A 20321-nucleotide genomic window follows, 5' to 3' on the forward strand; every position below is an offset into this window, starting at 1 on the left:
TTCTACAATCGTATTCCTATTCCGAATTCTACCGCTTCTGCCTTTGCGCCGTGAGACTTTAGGGTTACCGCCCCAAAAACTTTATTTCCAAAATAGCGCTTTAACCCTACACGCAAATAAGTGCGCCCTTCAAAATCGAATGGATAATACACATAGTACCCGAATTGAGAGATCACCGACATTTCATTAATGAACAGTTCATGACCCGCGAAGACCCCTACCCTTTTATAATCATCATCGGCATCTACATTATTTTCTGGAAAAGCAATACTCTGATACCGTATTAATTCTTTCAAAAAATTAGAAAAATATACATCCGTTCCTAATTGTAGGGCACTTTTTCTACCCACTCGCTTATCGGCATATGCAGAGAGTACAGCAAAGCCATACTGACCGGAATCAATAACATCACTTTCGTTCACCCCAGCCCTCAAGGCAAAATTATAACGTAACGCCTCGGTTACTTTTTCTTTTTCGCGGTGTACATATTCAATATCCTTACCTCCATCTAAATCATACACAAAACCGGCATTAAAAGCCAAGGTATTTGTAGAGGTATTTGGTGCCCTAAAATTAGCGTTGGAATAATGGATTATTGAAATACCTGCCTTAAAACCTAGTCCTTTGAAAATATTCTCTTTATGATAGTTCAGCATTAAATACGTTGAACTTAAAAGGTCCGAGCCATAAGCATTGTTTCTAAAGTTGGTTTCTTTGTCATAAGGGTTGGTTGCATAAGAAATACCCTGACCTATACGAAACTGCATATTGCGTCTAAAAAAATAAAAATTATAGTGCGCATACAATCCGTAATTATCCCCTAGCGTACTGTTATTTGAATTTTGATAAATAAAAGAAAAACCCAAATCGGGATAATTATATAACTCCTCCCATGCTTCGGCTCCGTAGGTTTTTCGATTATAGCTCAATATAACTCCACCAGGATGTGAAGTAATTAAATGAGATATATCTGGATTATGCAACATGATGGAACCATAAAACTGGTTGGCATCAAGCGTGTATCTTTTTTTCTCAGAAGCTTCTTGTGCAAAACAGAAACTTACCGATAGCATTACAATGGTTAGAAACTTGAAATTCATTGAAGGCAAAAATAGTTATAAGTATTAAGTACGAAGTATTAAGTAAAGAGTATTATCAATAACGAACACTTTGTACTTAATACTCTTTACTTAATACTTTTAAACCTTTAAAAAAGTGCTTCCGCTATCGCCTTAATATTATCAGACTTGCCCATAGAATAGTAATGTAACACAGGTACACCAGCTGCTTTCAGTTCTTTAGATTGTTGTATTGCCCACTCTATACCCACCTTACGTACGTCCTTATTGGTTGCGCAACCATCTACCGCATCTATTAAATCTTGAGGTAAATCAATTCTAAAAACCTGTGGCAATAACTGTAAGTGTCTTTTTACAGCAAGTGGTTTTATACCAGGAATAATAGGGACGTTAATTCCCATTTCCTTTGCAGCTTCAACAAATTCAAAATACTTTTTATTATCAAAGAACATCTGCGTAACCACATAATCTGCACCGGCATCGACCTTTTCTTTCAATCGCTTTAAATCCGATTGTAATGACGGAGATTCTAAATGTTTCTCCGGGTAACCTGCAACCCCAATACAGAATTCACTTGAGTACTCGCTCTCTATGGTCTCATGCAAATATTTTCCACAGTTTAAATCTTGAATCTGTTTTACCAAATCTATAGCGAAAGGGTGCCCACCATCGGTAGGTTCAAAATACTTTTGTTCACTACGTGCATCTCCTCTCAATGCCATTACATTTTCAATACCTAAGTAATGACAATCTACCAGCATATATTCAGTTTCCTCTTTAGTAAAACCACCACATAAAACATGGGGCACCGTGTCAACGTTATATTTATGTTGAATAGACGCGCAAATACCTACCGTACCAGGTCTCATACGTGTGGTCTTCTTATCTAAAAGTCCCTCTTTTTTAATATAAATAGTTTCCTCACGCGATGTCGTTACATCAATAAACGGAGGATTAAATTCCATTAACGGATCAATATTATTATACAATTCCTGAATATTTCGCCCTTTAACCGGCGGTACAATTTCAAAAGAAAAAAGTGTTTTTCCCTGTGCGTTGGTAATATGGTCTGTTACTTTCATTTTCTATTTTTTACTCTAATTATGAGTACACCCTTAATAGGTTTCATTTCTAATTTTATTCTTTGGGCGTTCGGGCGGGCTTTACGCTATATTTTTTCTATTTATCCTGTCTTTGAACATCAGAGAATACCATTCAAATAGAAAAAGATGCCGCTTCAATCCCTAACGCACTAGTCTACTATATTTGGCGCCAGCCATTTCTCAGCTTCTTCGAACGACATTCCCTTACGATTGGCAAAATCCTTTACTTGATCTTCCTTTATTTTACCAAGTCCGAAATAACGTGCTTCAGGATTTCCAAAATAATAGCCACTTACCGATGCCGCTGGCCACATGGCCAAACTATCCGTTAATTCCACCCCAATAGTCTCCTTAACCTTCAGTATTTCCCAAATGGTCAATTTCTCTAAATGATCAGGACAAGCAGGATAACCCGGTGCCGGACGAATACCTTTATATGATTCTTTGATCAAATCTTCATTGCTCAAATCCTCATTTGAGGCATAACCCCAATGTTGGGTTCTTACCTCTTTATGTAAATATTCTGCAAATGCTTCAGCCAAACGATCTGCCAATGCCTTTACCATAATAGAATTGTAATCATCAAGATCTTTCTCGTACTGTTCCGCCAATTCTGCCGTACCAAAACCTGTGGATACACAGAAACAACCTATATAATCTTGCTTTCCAGATTCCTTAGGAGCTATGAAATCTGCCAATGCATAATCTGCAACACCTTCTCTACGCTCCAATTGTTGACGTAACGTACGGAAAGTGTAACTCTCTTTCGCTTCGGCTCCGCTCAGCGACCCAGTATTCTCATCTAGATTTGAGCTTGTGTCAACTAAAATATCGTCATCGTTGATAGAGTTTGCAGGAAACAGTCCAAAAATACCTTTTGCCTTTAATTTCTTCTCAGAAATTATCTTGTTCAGCATCTCTTGAGCGTCTGCGAATAAATCCGTTGCTTGTTCTCCAACAACCTCATCGGTCAATATGGCGGGGTATTTACCATGCAGTTCCCAACTTCTAAAAAACGGGGTCCAATCTATATAAGGCACAAGAACATTTAAATCTAAATCTTCAATTACCTGAATACCCAGTTTATTCGGCTTAACTATTTCTGAAGTTTTCCAATCTATTTTAAACTTATTTCTACGTGCCGCCGAAATGGGCTTATAGGTTTTACTTGATGACCTGTTCAAGAACTTTTCCCTAAACACATCATAATCATCCTTTATACTTTTCTTATAACCTGTAGCTGTTTCTTTCTGTAACAAATCGCCTACCACTGTAACCGCCCTAGAAGCGTCATTTACATGAACTACAGCCTCTTTATATTGCGGGTCTATTTTTACCGCCGTATGTGCCTTACTTGTTGTCGCCCCACCAATCAACAACGGAATCTTGAAATCTTTACGCTCCATTTCCTTTGCCAAATGCACCATTTCATCTAATGAGGGCGTAATCAATCCGCTAAGCCCTATAATATCTACATTGTGCTCAATAGCTGCTGCAATAATTTTTTCCGGTGGCACCATTACGCCTAAATCAACGATCTCATAATTGTTACAGGCCAATACTACACTTACAATATTTTTACCAATATCATGAACATCGCCCTTTACGGTTGCCATTAATATTTTACCCGCATTATCAGAATCTCCTATTTGCGGATTTAATAACTTTTCTTCCTCAATATAGGGTAATAAATATGCTACTGCTTTCTTCATTACTCGGGCGGATTTTACCACTTGTGGCAAGAACATTTTTCCACTTCCGAATAAATCGCCTACCACGTTCATACCTGTCATTAGATTCCCTTCAATGACTTCAATCGGTTTATCTGCAGCAACTCTAGCTTCCTCTACATCTTCAATAATATACTGATCAATACCTTTTACCAAGGCTCGGGTAATACGCTCTTGTAAAGGCTCTTCTCGCCAAGACAAATCAATTTTACTTTCTTTGGTTTTCCCTACTACAGATTCCGCAAAATCGAGCAATCGCTCAGTTGCATCATCTCTTCTATTTAGAATAACATCTTCTACATGTTCCAATAGATCTTTGGGAATATCATCGTAAACCTCAAGCATACTTGGGTTGACAATCCCCATGTTCATACCTGCTTTAATAGCATGGTATAAAAAAACGGAGTGCATTGCTTCACGCACAGGGTTATTCCCCCTAAATGAAAATGACACGTTACTCACTCCGCCACTTACGCTTACATGTGGTAAGTTTTCACGTACCCATCTTGTTGCTTCAATAAAATCAATGGCATTTAATTTATGCTCATCCATACCTGTAGCAACAGGAAAAATATTCAAATCGAAAATTATATCTTCTGGCGCAAAGTTGACTTTGTTCACCAAAACGTCATACGAACGCTTTGCAATTTCAATTCTACGCTCGTAAGTATCTGCCTGTCCAACTTCATCAAAAGCCATTACTATGACAGCGGCACCATATCTTTTTATCAGCTTGGCATGGTGCATAAATTGCTCTTCACCTTCTTTTAAGCTAATGGAATTTACCACACATTTCCCCTGAACAACTTGTAGACCCGCTTCAATGATTTCCCATTTAGAGCTATCTATCATTATAGGTACACGAGAAATATCCGGTTCAGAAATAACAAGATTCAAAAACTTGACCATGGCTTCTTTACCATCGATCAAACCGTCATCCATATTAATATCAATGACCTGCGCACCATTTTCTACCTGCTCCCTTGCAACTGCCAACGCCTCTTCAAACTTCTCTTCTTTTACAAGACGTAGAAACTTTTTAGAACCTGCTACGTTTGTACGTTCTCCAACGTTTATGAAGTTTGTTTCAGGGGTTACGATTAGGGGTTCAAGACCTGATAATTTCAGGTATTTAGTTGTCGGTTGACCGTTGTCAGTTGATGGTTTTTTTGAAATACTTCCAGACATTATTTGGTCTTTTTATAGTAATTGATAAACCCATTAATGAGTTTTTTACATTTTAAAATTTGCTTCGCAATGGATTCAAAATCTTCTTTAATCAAATATTCTTGATCCAAAGCAATGAATAACTGAGTTTCTAATTCATATAGAGAACCTCTAGAAATGTGTAAAAACTGGATAGTATCTGCTGCTGTTCTTCTTCCACATCCTTCAGCTATATTTGACGAAACTGAAACAGCACAACGACGTATCTGATTTGTCAACCCATACATTTCAACTTTAGGAAACTGCTGAGAAACTTTATATATCAAATTTGCCAAAACCCTAGATTCTTTCCATACTTCTAATTCGGTATATTCCATTCAGTTATTATTTACTGACAACCATCAACCGACAACTGTCACCTTTCTAGGTTCATATTTAGCCACTACTTCTGCAATCGCCGTAATATGTTCCGGGGTGGTTCCGCAACAACCGCCTACTATATTTACTAAACCTTTTTCTGCGTATTCTTTTATTTGTTCCGCCATTTGCTCGGGAGTCTCATCATATTCTCCAAAGGCATTTGGTAAACCTGCATTGGGGTGTGCCGAAACGGCATGTTCACTTTTGGTTGATAACACCTCTAAATGTGGCACCAATTGATTCGCTCCCAATGCACAATTGAAGCCGACCGATAAAATAGGAATATGGGAAATAGAAATTAAGAATGCTTCTGCCGTTTGCCCAGATAATGTTCTCCCAGAAGCATCGGTAATGGTACCGCTTACCATGATAGGCACATCAATATTTCGCTCTTCCTTTACTTCTTCAATAGCGAATAAAGCCGCCTTTGCGTTTAATGTATCAAAAATGGTTTCTACCAATAAAATATCCGAACCACCATCTAACAATGCTTCAACCTGCTGCTTATACGCTATACGCAATTCATCAAAAGAAATAGCTCTGTAACCTGGATCGTTTACATCTGGAGACATGCTTGCCGTTTTGTTGGTAGGACCTATACTTCCGGCAACGAACCTGGGCTTGTTCGGTTGTTTCTTCGTAAACTCATCGGCTACCATTTTTGCTATACGTGCCGATTCGTAATTGAGCTCATACACCAAATCTTCCATAAAATAATCTGCCATGGCAATAGTTGTGCCCGAGAATGTATTGGTCTCAACAATATCTGCTCCTGCTGCAAAATATTTATGGTGAACGTCGGCAATTGCCTCTGGCTGGGTTAATGACAACAAATCATTATTGCCCTGCAATGGGTGTTCCCAATCTTTAAAGCGCGCTCCCCTAAAATCTTCTTCAGTAAACTTATAGCGTTGTAGCATAGTACCCATGGCACCATCCAATATTAAAATACGCTCTTTTAAAATTTCTTTTATATCCTTCATTTTACGCTGTAACAAATTTTATGTTCGCTTTAAAATATATGTGATACCAAGTAAGGAAAGGAAGGAAAAATGTTCTTTCTTTAGTTATCTGTCCTTTTTAAACAGGATAGAATGTAGCACCTTCTTTTCCATTGCGGAAAGGGTTGCCAAGGTTTCACAGGGTCTAGTCCCTCCGCCTTTCTTGATAACAGTTCAAATTATTCAGGAACGAATTGCAAAGTAACGGTACTACCCGTTCTTAACCAAAACTTCAATAGGTTTTTTAGCCCACGAATTTTTAAAAAATTGTAATAAAAAAAGCCTCCGTACGCCAAAGCATCCGGAGGCGGTACTAACCAAATAATAAAATTATGCTATACTTTGTACTACTTCTTTCTTCGCTACTTTTTTGGAGCCATCGAATCCTTCTACACCTCCAACGGTTGTATATTTCATTACAAAACGTTTTCCAGGATTGATTTGCTGATAAGCATACTGGCACATTACGGCTGCTTCATGGAAACCTGAAAGTATCAATTTCAGCTTACCCTCATAGGTATTTACATCACCAATGGCATATACGCCCGGTATGTTAGTCTGGTAATCTTTTGCATTATTTACCTTAATGGCATTTTTCTGAATCTCTAAGCCCCAATCACCAATAGGACCTAATTTTGGAGACAGACCGAATAACGGAATGAAATTATCTACCTCTAAATAGGTATCCTCCTTTTCTTTATCGGTATGCTTAATAACTACCGCCTTCAGCTCATTTTCTCCATGAAGCTCTTTTACCTCAGCTTTAGTTATCAATTTAATTTTACCAAGCTTTGCCAATTCAGATGCTTTTTCAACAGAATCCAATGCGCCTCTAAACTCATCCCTTCTATGCACCAATGTCACCTCAGAAGCTACATCGGTCAAAAAAATTGCCCAGTCCAACGCCGAATCTCCACCACCTGCAATTACCACTTTTTTGTCACGGTATACTTCTGGATCTTTGATCATGTAAGAAACACCCGTATCCTCAAAGTTTACAATATTTGAAATGGGCGGTTTTCTTGGTTCAAAAGACCCCAATCCACCAGCAATAACTACAACAGGGGCATTGTGCTTAGTCCCTTTATTGGTGGTTACCACAAATGAACCATCTTCTAACTTATCTAGAGTTTCCGCTCTTTCGCCCAAAGTGAATCCTGGTTCAAAAGGTTTGATCTGCTCCATTAAGTTATCTACCAAAGTACCCGCCAAAATTTCTGGAAATGCAGGAATATCGTAAATAGGCTTCTTAGGATAAATTTCTGAACACTGTCCACCTGGTTGTGGCAAGGCATCTATTAAATGCGTCTTTAACTTTAATAATCCTGCTTCAAACACCGTGAATAATCCGGTTGGTCCCGCTCCTATAATGAGCATATCTGTTTTAATCATAATCTTCATTTTAGTAAAAAGTAATTGATATTCAGTACTAACTTGACATTATACCATTCAACTACTTTTTAGCTTCTTTTTAATTACACTTAGTCTCTATACTTTTCCTTTACTGGTACTCTTTACTTAGTACTTTGCACTTAATACTTATTCACTTCGCTCAATCTGACATTCTCCTTTGAATACTGGTTGGTTGCCTCTGCCAGTGCGTCACGATGTTTAACTACTTCGCCAATGATAATAATCGCCGGATTCGATAGTTTTTCTTTCTCCACTACATCTATAATAGTATCGATAGTTGCAACACCCACCTTTTCGTTGTCACGTGTTCCATTTTGAATAATGGCGATCGGCATATCCGCCTTACCTTCTCCTTTAAACAACTCTACTATTTGCGGGAGTTTTGACATGCCCATTAAAATGACCACCGTAGCACTGCTTTTTGCCGCTAGAACAACATCGGCAGATAATTTATGTTCTTTGGTGGTACCGGTAATTACCCAAAAACTTTCTGACGAACCTCTTTTGGTCACCGGAATATTTTGATATGCGGGCACACTTAGGCTCGAGGAAATACCGGGTACCATCGCAACTTCCAATCCGTGAGATGCGGCGTATTCCATTTCTTCCGAACCGCGACCAAATACAAAAGGATCTCCGCCTTTTAAGCGCACCACATGTCCCGCAGATTTTGCCCTACCGACAATAAGCTCGTTAATCTGCTCTTGTTGATAAGCATAACAGCCTTTGCGTTTGCCCACAAATATGAGCTCTGCATTTTTAGCAAATTCCAGCAACTCTTCGTTCACCAAAGCATCATACAAAACCACATCGGCACTTTCTAACGTTCTGATCGCTTTTAAAGTAATCAGCTCTACATCACCTGGTCCTGCACCAACAACAGTCAATCTCCCTCTATTCTTTAAGGGAGTATCAACTATTGCATTGATTGTTTTTTGATTGGATAAATTATTGGTATGCATATTATGCCTCTGCTAATTCTTGTTGTCTGAATTTCTCAACAGTTTCTAAAAATTCCTTTGCATCTTTTATGTAAGATTGTGCAAATTCTTTTGTTGGTTCATTCTGATTTAGTTGAAGGACCATATTTTCAAATCCACCAGCTACGGCAATTCTACCATCGGCAACAAACTTCTCATCAAAATCTTTAATGATACTTGCATGTGTATTTACTTTGGTATTTTCTGCGGTCAACATCGCCTTTGCCGAATTCACCATAGAAGAATACGCGTGATAGATACTAGCAGACCATTTTTCTGCTTGGAACATTTCTTCCCCATTCTGTATTTTCTCTTCACTTTCAAAAAGAAGCGTCGCAATTAAATCGATCACAACTCCTGCACACTCGCCTACTCCAATAGCTTTTTCATAACGCTCTGTATTACCCCAGTCAATGAAGTCTTCTGGCGTTAAATCATCTGTAGATGAAAGCGGAGTAAGGAAATCATAGAAATACATTTGTCCTTTTTCCGCATAATAATCAGGGAAAGACAAGTCTCCTCCGTTAGCATCAAAATCATTTAAGATCAAACGCAATGCTTCCGGTCCTCTTTTACTTGGTACTTTCACCACCTTATCAGCAAAACGACCATTTCCATTTCCATCATTGCTACCACCCAACAGTACCTGCAGTGCGGGAGCCACTAATTTATCTTTTGTACGAACGGACATCCCCTGAAAACCAATATTTGCCATATTGTGCTGCCCACAGGCGTTCATACAACCGCTGATCTTTATAACAACATCATCGTTATTGATATAATCAGGATATTCCGTTTTTATAACTCTTTCCAATTCTTCGGCAATACCCGTACTACTTGCAATTCCTAAATTACAGGTATCCGTACCTGGGCAAGCCGTAATATCCAATGCCTTATTGTACCCAGCTTCAATGAAGCCCAGTTTTTCCAATTCGGTATAGAAAAATGCAAGACTTTCTTCTTTTACATACGGAATCAATATATTTTGACGTAATGACAACCTAAGTTCACCTGCAGCATATTTTTGCACCAGATTTGCCAATAGACGTGCCTTGTCCGTATAAAAATCACCCAATAACACCTTAATACCCAAAGCAACATAGCCTGGTTGCTTTTGAGGTATTACGTTGGTAGATTTCCATTGTTCAAATGCCTTTACATTATTTATCTCAACTGCTGGTGCTTCCAACTCGGACACTTCTACCTTTGGGTATGCCTCTGGGTCAATAGGAAAACTATCAAATGGTACCGCAGTTTTCTCTGCAGCCAATAATTCTTTAAATCCGTCAAGACCTAAATCTTTCAACAAGAATTTCATTCTTGCCTTAGCTCTACTTTTACGCTCACCGTAACGGTCAAAAACACGAACTACGGTTTCCATTAAAGGAATTATCTGATCCGCAGGCAAAAAGCTGTACAATTCATCTGCATGTCTTGGCTGAGAACCCAATCCGCCACCTAACATCACTTTAAAACCAATTTCACCATTTTGAATTTTGGCAATAAAACCTAAATCATGCATGTAAGATAAACCGGTATCGGCATCACTTGCAGAGAAAGAAACTTTAAATTTCCTCCCCATTTCTTGAGACACAGGGTTTCTTAAAAAGTATTGAAACAATGCATGTGCGTAAGGCGAAACATCAAACGGTTCATCTACATCAATACCTGCAGTCTCACTTGCCGTTACATTACGTACGGTATTACCACAAGCTTCCCTTAACGTAATTTCATCCTTTTCCAATTCTGCCCACAACTGCGGCGTTCTATTCAAATCTACATAGTGAATCTGAATATCTTGACGCGTAGTAATATGTAACCTACCGGTAGAATACTCATCGGACACATCGCAAATACGAAGCAATTGCTTAGAGGTTACCTTACCGTAAGGCAACTTTATACGAATCATTTGAACACCTTCTTGACGCTGACCGTAAACACCACGTGCCAAACGAAGGCTTCTAAACTTTTCTTCATCTAGTTTGCCGCCGTGAAACTCATGAATTTTACGTTCCAATTCAAGAATGTCCTTTTCAACTACCTGATTTTCTAATTCTGTTCTAAAACTTTGCATTGCTTAGTATTAAATGTTCAGTATAAATACCGATGTAAATTATTACTATATTTTGCCTATAGATTTTATAGACTTTATAAAAACAGCCAATATAAAATTGACCTGTTGATATTAACTTATAAATCCTGCACCTACAGTACTGTTGGATTTTGTATCGATTAATATAAATGAACCGTTTGTTCTGTGATCTTTAAATTGGTCATAGAAAATTGGTTTGTTTAAACGGAAACTTACCTGAGCAATATCATTCATACCCAAAGACTCCGTTTTCTCATCTATACCAGAATAATCCGGTGCAATTTTATGATGTACCTGCTCAACTTTCGCCAATACTTTATTGACACCATGTTGAACTATATATTTGTTTCCTGCAGCTAATGGCAATGAATCCATCCAAGAGATTGTAGCTGTAAATTGCTTATCTACGGTTGGTAAATCATCAGCCTTCACTAACATATCTCCACGACTCAAATTGATTTCATCTTCTAAGGTAATCGTTACCGACGAACGCCTAGATGCGGTTCTGTACTTCTTATCATGAAAGTAAATATCCTTTATTTTAGAACGTGTTTGTGATGGTAGCGCCACTACCTCATCGCCAACGCTTAATTCGCCACCATATACTTTACCAGCAAATCCTCTAAAATCGTGATGTTCATCTGTCTTTGGGCGGATAACATATTGCACTGGGAAACGTGGTGTTCCTACATTAAAAATATCCTTTCTATCCAACGCCTCAAAATGCTCTAACAAAGACTGCCCTTTATACCAAGGTGTCTTATCCGATAGGTTTACTACGTTATCTCCTTTTAATGCACTAACAGGAATAAAAGTAATTTTCTGATCTTGATAATCCCTCTTTGCCATCAACGCCTCAAAATCGGCTTTTATTGCATTGTACGTTTCCTCGGAATAATCTACCAAATCCATTTTATTAATAGCTACCACCACATCTTTTATGCGCAATAGGTTATTGATAAAAAAGTGTCTGTTGGTCTGCTCGATTACCCCTTTACGCGCATCGATCAAAATGATCGCAGCTTGAGAAGTAGATGCACCTGTAACCATGTTACGGGTATATTCTACATGCCCAGGTGTATCTGCTATAATGTAACTTTTCTTTGCCGTAGAGAAATAGATATGGGCAACATCGATCGTAATACCTTGCTCACGCTCCGCTACCAGACCATCTGTTGCCAAAGAGAAATCTAAATAATCATATCCCTTTTGCTTACTGGTCTTTTCTATTGCCTCTAATTTATCGCTGGTAAGTGACTTTGTATCATACAATATTCTACCGATCAAGGTACTTTTACCGTCATCTACACTACCTGCTGTTGCTATTTTTAGTACTTCCATTTTAAAGCTATTAGCCCTTCGCTATTCGCTATTGGCTTTTAATATTATTTTTATTGCTAACTGCCAATAGCTAAAGGCTAAAGGCTGAATTTTCAAAAGAAAATTCTAAAAGTATCCTTGTTGTTTTCTTTTCTCCATTGCTGCTTCTGAACGCTTGTCGTCAATACGTGCACCACGCTCGGAAATGGATGAATCCCTAATTTCCTCTACTACTTTATCAATAGTTTCTGCATCTGAAAGTACGGCTGCCGTACAAGACATATCACCCACGGTACGGAAACGCACCAATCTTTCTTCTACAACCTCATCTTCTTCCCTAAACACGATACCATCTTCTGCAGACCAGATCATGCCATCTCTTAAGAATGTTTTACGCTTGTGAGCGAAATAGATAGAAGGGATTTCAATTTGCTCTTCTTTGATATAAGACCAAACGTCTAATTCCGTCCAGTTAGAGATTGGGAATACCCTAACGTTCTGACCCAATTCTATTTGTCCGTTTAACATATCGAACAATTCCGGACGCTGATTACGCTCATCCCACTGTCCGAAATCATCACGAACAGAGAAAATACGTTCTTTAGCACGTGCCTTTTCTTCATCTCTACGAGCACCACCTATACACGCATCGAACTTAAACTCTTCGATTGCATCTAACAAGGTCGTTGTCTGCAAGCTATTTCTACTTGAATACCTACCCGATTCTTCTTTAACCTTACCTTGATCAATTGAATCTTGTACATTTCGTACAATCAATTCAAGACCTAACTCTTCTACCAATCTATCTCTAAACTCGATAGTTTCAGGAAAGTTATGACCGGTATCAATATGCATTAATGGGAAGGGAATTTTTGAAGGCCAAAAAGCCTTTTGCGCCAAACGTACCAATGTAATCGAGTCTTTACCCCCCGAAAACAAAAGAACAGGCTTCTCAAACTGAGCTGCAACCTCTCTTATGATATAAATCGCCTCATTTTCAAGGGCGTTTATATGAGATGTATCTTTTAAAAGGTCTAAAGAAGGTGTTACCTCCAATTCCGTGCTTGTATTACTCATTCTAATTTTTTAGATCAATTATCTTAATTCTTTTCTACTACCGCTAATTAACTGTGCAATCCACATTCCCTATTTGCCAACACTTTGGTAGGGTCAAAATAGTTATGTTCATTAGGTAGATCGTATTTTTTTAAATAGGTATCTAACTGCGTATCGTTCCAGTGGTAAAACGGACTCACTTTTAAAACGCCGTCTTTACTTAAACTCAAAATATCCAAGCTATCCCTATGTGCGGTCTGCCCTTTTCTAAGATTTGTGAACCATACATCTGGCTTAAAATCTGCCATAGCTCTTTTGAACGGTTCTAATTTAACCTGCTCCGTAAACTCGGCATGTCTAGGATCATCTATTTGAGGTATACCCATAACGGCATCTCTATGTGCAGTTGTTTGCTTAGGCACATATAATTTAACGTTCAAATTCAACCTATTGATCAACTCCTCTGCATGCTTATACGTTTTAGGCGTATTATACCCGGTATCGCACCAAATCACAGGAATATCTTTTCTTACCCCGGAAACAGCATGTAAAATAGCTACTTCATAAGGTCTAAAATTTGTTGTTACAACAGGAGTCTGAGCATGTTTTACTGCCCAAGAAATAATCTCTTCTGGTGGTATGCCTTTAAATTGAACGTTCAATTGTTGAACTTGTGCTTCTGTCAATGCCATAATCCTTTTCTTTTCTATTTACCCCACTTAACCAAATTCCAGATTCTTTCGTGAAAAAAGTACAATACCATTTTCGTTACAAAATCTATAGACGCAATGGAGGCTGCAAGTGATATTTTACCGGTTAACAAATAGGAAATCACCAAAGTATCCAAGGTACCTATTACTCTCCAACTAAATGCTTTAGCAATACTACGTAGCGGTTTCTCTGACGTTTTATCTTCCTTATAGGTCGTTTTAGACTCTTTCTTATTCAAAACAAGTTGATCTGCAATCATCTTTTTACGTAATTTTTATTACCCTACTAATTTAATAGAGTTTTCAAAAATAGTATATATTTTCAAAGTAGTCGCCAAAAATCTAGATAAATTTCCATTACCCTATAGATTTAGTAGATTATTAACAAATGGATGAGAAAAATTCATATTTCGCAACAGATTGATTATCAATAAAAAAGAAATAGAATAATTTTATGTGCCTTAAGAGATAATATCTTTCAATGTATTATTTCTATAAACATCTAAGGCACTATCACGCACCTGAAGCATTAGTTTATGAACGGAACATGTATTTTCATCGGGACAATCATCACATGTTTCATAAAAATTAAGGCTAACACAAGGCACCATTGCAATAGGACCTTCTAACACTCTCATTACATCGGTCATAGAAATATCTTCGGGAGACCTTAGTAGATAATAACCACCACCTTTACCTTTTTTTGAACCTAAGAAACCTGTTTTTCTTAAACTCAGCAAAATGCTTTCCAAGAATTTTTGAGAGATATTTTCCTTCTCTGCAATTTCAGAGATTTGAATAGGCTTCTTGTCTGGTTGCGCCGCTAGGTAAGAAAGCGCTTTTAAACCATATTTTGTCTTTTTCGAGAGCATGATGCTAAGATAGCCAAATAATAAAATATGTATGAAATACTTAAGACCACAATTTTAACGTTAATAGTGGGCAACCTTAAAAACAAATCATGAAAAAAATTTTCTTTTCTACGCTATTGAGTGTATTTGCTTTGGCGTTCATATCATGTTCAAACGATGAAGATGCCGTTACAAATGCCAGTGAGGCTGAAATTGTAGGTACATGGAACCTTACCGCTCTTGAAACAAAGGACGGTAGATCAGACACCAATTTTGATGGCACTTCTATACCAACCACATTTACAGCCGTTGGCAAAGATTTTGATACCGTTGTTACCTTTTCTGAAAACCCTAACATAGTAACCAGTGAAGGTTCTTACACTACAGTGGTAACGACGACGGTTATGGGAGAAACTTCTACAGATGAAGAAACCGGTGAAGACTTTTTTGAAAGTGATGAATGGCGACTAGATGGTAGTACATTATATTTCGGTTCTGGTGAAGAAGAAGTAGGATTCACCATTACGGAACTAACAGATTCTAAAATGTCCCTTCGCTATGAAATTGATGAAACAGTTGATTTCTTTGGCGCCACTACTAGTGTTAGCGCAACTTACAATATGACATTAAGTAAATAATATTCTCTCTAATACATAAAAAAAGCCCGGTAAAAACCGGGCTTTTTTTGTTTCTAATACTTTACGGATTATCCTAAAGCTTGAGCGATATCTGCAATAATATCATCTATATGCTCCAGACCCACCGAAATTCTTACCGTACCATCTGAGATACCCACGGCAGCACGTTCCTCTACGCTCAATTTACTATGTGTTGTTGATGCAGGATGCGTTACTATAGTTCTTGAATCGCCTAAGTTTGCAGAAAGGGACAATAATTTAATGGAATCGAAAAATTCCCTGCCTGCTTCTAAACCGCCTTTAACCTCAAAAGCAACTACACAACCACCAGCTTTCATTTGCTTTTTAGCAATCTCGTATTTAGGATGCGATTTTAAGAATGGATATTTTACCCAATTCACTTTATCATTCCCCTCTAAGAATTCCGCTAATTTCAAGGCATTATCACAGTGTCGGTCTACACGTATAGCAAGTGTTTCCAAACTTTTAGAAAGTACCCAGGCATTGAAAGGAGATAACGCCGGACCCGTAATTCGTGAAAAGCGGTAAACTTTATCCATCAAAGCTGCACTACCTACAGTAATGCCCGCCAAAACCCTGCCTTGACCATCCATCAACTTTGTACCTGAGTGAATAACCAAATCCGCACCGAACTTAATAGGCTGTTGCAAATAAGGTGATGCAAAACAATTATCGATTACCAAGATCAAATTATGCTTCTTTGCTATCTTACCCAATTCTTCTAAATCTAACACATCAACACCAGGATTAGTGGGTGTCTCCGCATAGATTATTTTGGTTTTCGGTGTGATCAGACTTTCTAATTTGTCCAATTCATCAATCTTAAAATAAGTATGATCAATATTCCATTTTGGGAAGAAATTTGTGAACAACGAGTGTGTTGAGCCAAATATACTTCTTGCAGACAATACATGATCACCACTATCTAACAAAGCTGCCAAAGTAGAAAACACAGCCGCCATACCCGATGCAAATGCGAATCCGCTTTCTGCACCTTCCATCTGACATATTTTTTCTATAAACTCAGATGAATTCGGATTCGAATATCTTGAGTATATATTACGCTCTTTCTCTTCCGCAAACGACGCACGCATATCTTCCGCATCTTCAAATACAAAACTAGACGTTAAGTATAACGGAACTGAATGCTCCAAATTCTCTGTACGTTTCAATTGCGTACGTATGGCGTTCGTTTCAAATTTATTGTTGTTCTTGTTCATTGTACTAATTCTTTTCTATTCGAATTTCTTCTTTCATGTACTTCGCACTTTTGCCTTTGTACTTTGTACTTGTCCTACCCTTTCTCCGCAATCCTCAATATATCTCCAAAAACCCCTCTTGCGGTAACTGCCGCTCCAGCACCTGCGCCTTGAATCACTAACGGATTTTCTCCGTAAGATTCCGTATAAATTTCAATGATGGAATCTGATCCTTTTACCTGCCCCAAAGCACTTTCTTTTGGTACGGAAATCAGTTTTACATCTAACACTCCTTTTTCTTTTTGAAGGTTACCATGTAAATCCCCTACATACCTAAGTACATGATCAGGTTTTTGGTTCTTTTTAATTTCATTGAACTTCGTATCCAATACATCTAAATGTTCCAAGAAGAAATCAACATCTCCTTCTTGTAATTTTTTAGGTATTAAGTTCTCTATGTTAATATCGGCAAACTCATTATGTAAATCTAACTCGCGCGCCAATATCAATAATTTACGCCCTACGTCATTGCCCGATAAATCTTCTCTTGGATCGGGCTCTGTAAATCCTTTCTGCATCGCATCTTTTAGAATAGACGAAAACGGCACATCAACTTCTGAGAAGGTATTGAATATATAACTTAAAGAACCCGAGAACACCCCTTTAATTCGCGTAATATTTTCACCGGACAAATGCAATAACTTAATGGTATCTATTAACGGTAAGCCCGCTCCCACATTTGTCTCGTACAAATACTGTTTCTGATTTTTTTGCAACTCTTCACGCAACAATTGATAAAAATCGTAACGTAAGGTATTGGCAATTTTATTGGATGAAACAATATCAAAACCGTGTTCAACAAATTCAAAGTAATTGGCTACAAAGTCTTTGCTCGCCGTATTATCGATAACGATTAAATTCTCTAAATGGTGACGTTTCGCAAAGTCAAAGACATCATCAATTTTATATGATTTCCCTTTTTGTTTTAATTGTGTTTTCCAATTTTTTGCAATGCCTTTCTCATTAAGCAGTATATTTTTGGAGTTCGCTATACCAAAAACACGAAGATCCAAGCGCTTACGGGTTTTAATGGTTTCTGCAGATTCCAATATCTGGTCTATTAAGGTGCCTCCTACATTTCCATGCCCAAAAATGAGAATATTTATCTTCTTACTAATACCGAATACCTGACCGTGCATTACGTTCACAGCCTTGTGCAAATCGGACTTTTTAACCACCAAACTCACGTTATTACCAGACACCGTATTATTGAACAACAACGGCACTATTTGGTTTTTGATCAATGCATTGAACGGATTATGAAATGTACTTAAATCTTGACCAACAATAGAAATGATCGAAACATCGTCCATCACCGTAATCCTATTCACATCTTTAGACTCAAAATCGTTGCTGAACTCATTTTCTAGCGCCAGTTTTGCTCTTTTTGCCTTGTCTTTCTTTACTACCAGCCCGATACCTCTTTCCGAAGAACCTTGAGAAATAATACTTACACTAATATTACTAGCCTGCAATGCCTTAAATATTCTGGCATCCACACCTACTTTACCTAACAGTCCACGACCTTCAATATTGATCATGGCAACATCTTCTATAACAGAAAGCGATTTAATACCTTCTTTACTAGATTTTGCACTGATCAACGTACCTTCATTATCATCATTATACGTATTTAAAATACGTAAAGGAATATTCTTCTCAATTAGCGGTATTATGGTTTTGGCATGTAAAATAGTAGCCCCAAAATTTGCGAGCTCATTGGCTTCCTCATAAGACAGGTTTGCCAATCTTTTCGCTTCTGGCACATAGTCAGGATTTGCGGTATAGATACCATCTACATGTGTATAGTTCTGCAACTCTTCGGCATCTAAGAAATTTGCTATCAATGCTGCGGAATAATTACTTCCGTTTCTTCCCAAGGTCGTTGTTTCACCTTCCAGGGTCGATGCTATAAAACCGGTTACCACGGCAACGGTATCCTTAGGGATTTCAGCAAATTTCAACAATACACGTTCTTTCGATTCCGCCTCCAACACCTTGGCATCGCCAAAAGTATCATCGGTCTTTATGAGCTCACGTGTATCTACCAGCTTCGCATTGATGCCTTTACCTATCAACAACTTCGTTACCAATTTCGCGGAAATCAACTCACCGTAGGCAAGTACCTCATCTTTAATTTTCGAACTATAATCGCCCAATAAGGAAACGCCTTCATATAACTTTGCCAACCCTTTAAATTCAGTAGACAAACTCACATTTTTATAAGCTTGGTTCTGATATTTTTCCAAGGCTTCAAAATCTGCTTTATAATCCTTTCCTTGGGCGGCTTTCTCCAGCATATCTTCCAACTGATCGGTTGCCTTTTCCCTAGCGGATACTACCATGGCAACATTCTCATTGTTCTTGACCTTTTGTGTAACTATATCAAGTACACGTTCTAAACCTTCGCCATTGCTCAGTGACTTACCACCAAACTTCAAAATCTTGATTTTCTGGATATTACCATTGGTATTAAAAATACCCGTCAGCAATTTCTCCATTTGGTCAAATTCGATTAAAAATGCATCATGCCCGTGTAATGATTGTACTTCACCATAGGTAACATTACTTTTTGCCTGTGCCAGCTGCTTAAACGTGTCTTTGTTTTCTTGGGCGGTAAAGAACATATCAGAATCTACCCCAATAATATGGATATTGGTATCGCTATTTTGTAGTTTAATGAAATTCTCATCACCATCTCTAGTAACATCAATGGTCTTTAATAATTGATTCATCAATTTATAGGCAGATAACTGAAAACGTTCCTGCAGTTTATCGCCATGATGCATTAACCAACTCTCTACATTAAACACCTGCAATTCTTCATTGGTACTTCGCTTAAAGCGTTCTTTAAAGGAAGCCGGAGTTCTATAACACAACATGGCATGCATGCGTGCATCATGTACGGGCTGCTTTGAGTTAACCAAAAACTGTTCTTGAATTTGGCAATTGGCAATTAACCAATCGGTAGATTTCCAATCTGATGCTACAGGTATCAAATGCTCAGTTAAGGTTGGGTGCAAGGCTGCCATTTCCCACGCAATACCTCCACCTAAAGACCCACCGATCAAAGCAAATAAACGTTCTATTTTTAATTGCTCTAAGCCCAACAAGAACATTCTAGCCACATCACCAGCTACAAAATCCTTATAGTTTTCAATCACGAACTTATCATGTCCGTTACCGGGAATATTGAATGCCAAAATGGTATACTTATTTGTATCGATACACTTTTCCTCCCCGATCAAGGAAGACCACCAACCATTTTCACCGGTTACATTTGAGTTACCGGTCAATGCATGGTTCACCAAAATAATAGGTGCTGTATGTAGCTTTTTACCAAATACCTGGTATGACAGTTGTATATCTTGAGTGATACCGCTTAAGGTCTTGTAATTTTTAATCTGTAGTTGATGTAGCATCTAATTTCAAATCAATTTGTGTCAGGGCTTCGGCTGGGCTCAGCCGCCACCAATATTCA

Annotated in this window: 16 protein-coding genes and 1 riboswitch; of the genes, 1 reads left to right on the top strand and 15 read right to left on the bottom strand. The window is 38.0% G+C overall.

Annotated elements, in window-relative coordinates:
• Window positions 1-2: 2 nt before the first annotated feature.
• From EXIGUO8A_RS03320 to EXIGUO8A_RS03380, 13 genes are all read right to left on the bottom strand, one after another.
• Complete coding sequence (locus EXIGUO8A_RS03320; RefSeq protein ID WP_159301917.1) at window positions 3-1100, bottom strand: acyloxyacyl hydrolase; 1098 nt, start codon at window positions 1098-1100, stop codon at window positions 3-5.
• A 107-nt stretch (window positions 1101-1207) separates the two neighbouring features.
• Window positions 1208-2161 carry a methylenetetrahydrofolate reductase [NAD(P)H] gene (gene metF / locus EXIGUO8A_RS03325; RefSeq protein WP_116772455.1) on the bottom strand — a complete coding sequence of 318 codons (954 nt, stop codon included), beginning with the start codon at window positions 2159-2161 and terminating at the stop codon, window positions 1208-1210.
• A 170-nt stretch (window positions 2162-2331) separates the two neighbouring features.
• Window positions 2332-5100, bottom strand: coding sequence for a methionine synthase (gene metH, locus EXIGUO8A_RS03330; RefSeq protein WP_159301918.1), 2769 nt, complete (start codon window positions 5098-5100; stop codon window positions 2332-2334).
• Window positions 5100-5456 carry a four helix bundle protein gene (locus EXIGUO8A_RS03335; protein WP_159301919.1) on the bottom strand — a complete coding sequence of 119 codons (357 nt, stop codon included), beginning with the start codon at window positions 5454-5456 and terminating at the stop codon, window positions 5100-5102. The genes metH and EXIGUO8A_RS03335 overlap by 1 nt, the downstream gene beginning before the upstream one ends.
• Before the next feature lie 24 nt (window positions 5457-5480).
• Window positions 5481-6482: a homocysteine S-methyltransferase family protein gene (locus EXIGUO8A_RS03340; RefSeq protein WP_159301920.1), complete on the bottom strand. Its 1002-nt coding sequence runs from the start codon at window positions 6480-6482 to the stop codon at window positions 5481-5483.
• Between the two features lie 81 nt (window positions 6483-6563).
• A riboswitch (SAM riboswitch) is annotated at window positions 6564-6673 on the bottom strand.
• A gap of 157 nt (window positions 6674-6830) precedes the next feature.
• Window positions 6831-7892 (bottom strand): NAD(P)/FAD-dependent oxidoreductase, encoded by a 1062-nt coding sequence (locus tag EXIGUO8A_RS03345; protein ID WP_116772452.1) that lies wholly within the window; start codon window positions 7890-7892, stop codon window positions 6831-6833.
• Window positions 7893-8032: 140 nt separating this feature from the next.
• Window positions 8033-8875, bottom strand: a complete 843-nt coding sequence (gene cobA, locus EXIGUO8A_RS03350; RefSeq protein WP_159301921.1) for a uroporphyrinogen-III C-methyltransferase — start codon at window positions 8873-8875, stop codon at window positions 8033-8035.
• A 1-nt stretch (window position 8876) separates the two neighbouring features.
• Entirely contained in the window at window positions 8877-10967 is a 2091-nt protein-coding gene (locus tag EXIGUO8A_RS03355; RefSeq protein WP_159301922.1) for a HEPN domain-containing protein, read from the bottom strand.
• A gap of 111 nt (window positions 10968-11078) precedes the next feature.
• Window positions 11079-12326 carry a sulfate adenylyltransferase subunit 1 gene (locus EXIGUO8A_RS03360; RefSeq protein WP_116772493.1) on the bottom strand — a complete coding sequence of 416 codons (1248 nt, stop codon included), beginning with the start codon at window positions 12324-12326 and terminating at the stop codon, window positions 11079-11081.
• 105 nt (window positions 12327-12431) lie between these two features.
• Entirely contained in the window at window positions 12432-13382 is a 951-nt protein-coding gene (gene cysD, locus EXIGUO8A_RS03365) for a sulfate adenylyltransferase subunit CysD (RefSeq protein WP_236564425.1), read from the bottom strand.
• Between the two features lie 47 nt (window positions 13383-13429).
• The gene (locus tag EXIGUO8A_RS03370; protein WP_159301923.1) at window positions 13430-14053 is read right to left on the bottom strand and encodes a phosphoadenosine phosphosulfate reductase domain-containing protein; all 624 of its coding nucleotides are present in this window, start codon (window positions 14051-14053) and stop codon (window positions 13430-13432) included.
• A gap of 14 nt (window positions 14054-14067) precedes the next feature.
• Window positions 14068-14331 carry a DUF2061 domain-containing protein gene (locus EXIGUO8A_RS03375; protein ID WP_116772448.1) on the bottom strand — a complete coding sequence of 88 codons (264 nt, stop codon included), beginning with the start codon at window positions 14329-14331 and terminating at the stop codon, window positions 14068-14070.
• A gap of 201 nt (window positions 14332-14532) precedes the next feature.
• Window positions 14533-14943 carry an RrF2 family transcriptional regulator gene (locus tag EXIGUO8A_RS03380; protein WP_116772447.1) on the bottom strand — a complete coding sequence of 137 codons (411 nt, stop codon included), beginning with the start codon at window positions 14941-14943 and terminating at the stop codon, window positions 14533-14535.
• Window positions 14944-15032: 89 nt separating this feature from the next.
• On the opposite strand from EXIGUO8A_RS03380, the gene EXIGUO8A_RS03385 reads away from it, so the two are divergent.
• Complete coding sequence (locus tag EXIGUO8A_RS03385; protein WP_159301924.1) at window positions 15033-15560, top strand: hypothetical protein; 528 nt, start codon at window positions 15033-15035, stop codon at window positions 15558-15560.
• Between the two features lie 68 nt (window positions 15561-15628).
• On the opposite strand, the gene EXIGUO8A_RS03390 is transcribed toward EXIGUO8A_RS03385, so the two are convergent.
• Window positions 15629-16801, bottom strand: a complete 1173-nt coding sequence (locus EXIGUO8A_RS03390) for a trans-sulfuration enzyme family protein (RefSeq protein ID WP_159301925.1) — start codon at window positions 16799-16801, stop codon at window positions 15629-15631.
• Between the two features lie 74 nt (window positions 16802-16875).
• Window positions 16876-20262, bottom strand: coding sequence for a bifunctional aspartate kinase/homoserine dehydrogenase I (gene thrA, locus EXIGUO8A_RS03395; RefSeq protein WP_159301926.1), 3387 nt, complete (start codon window positions 20260-20262; stop codon window positions 16876-16878).
• Between the last annotated feature and the right edge of the window lie 59 nt (window positions 20263-20321).

It is taken from the genome of Maribacter litoralis (assembly GCF_902506355.1).
GTDB lineage: Bacteria > Bacteroidota > Bacteroidia > Flavobacteriales > Flavobacteriaceae > Maribacter > Maribacter litoralis.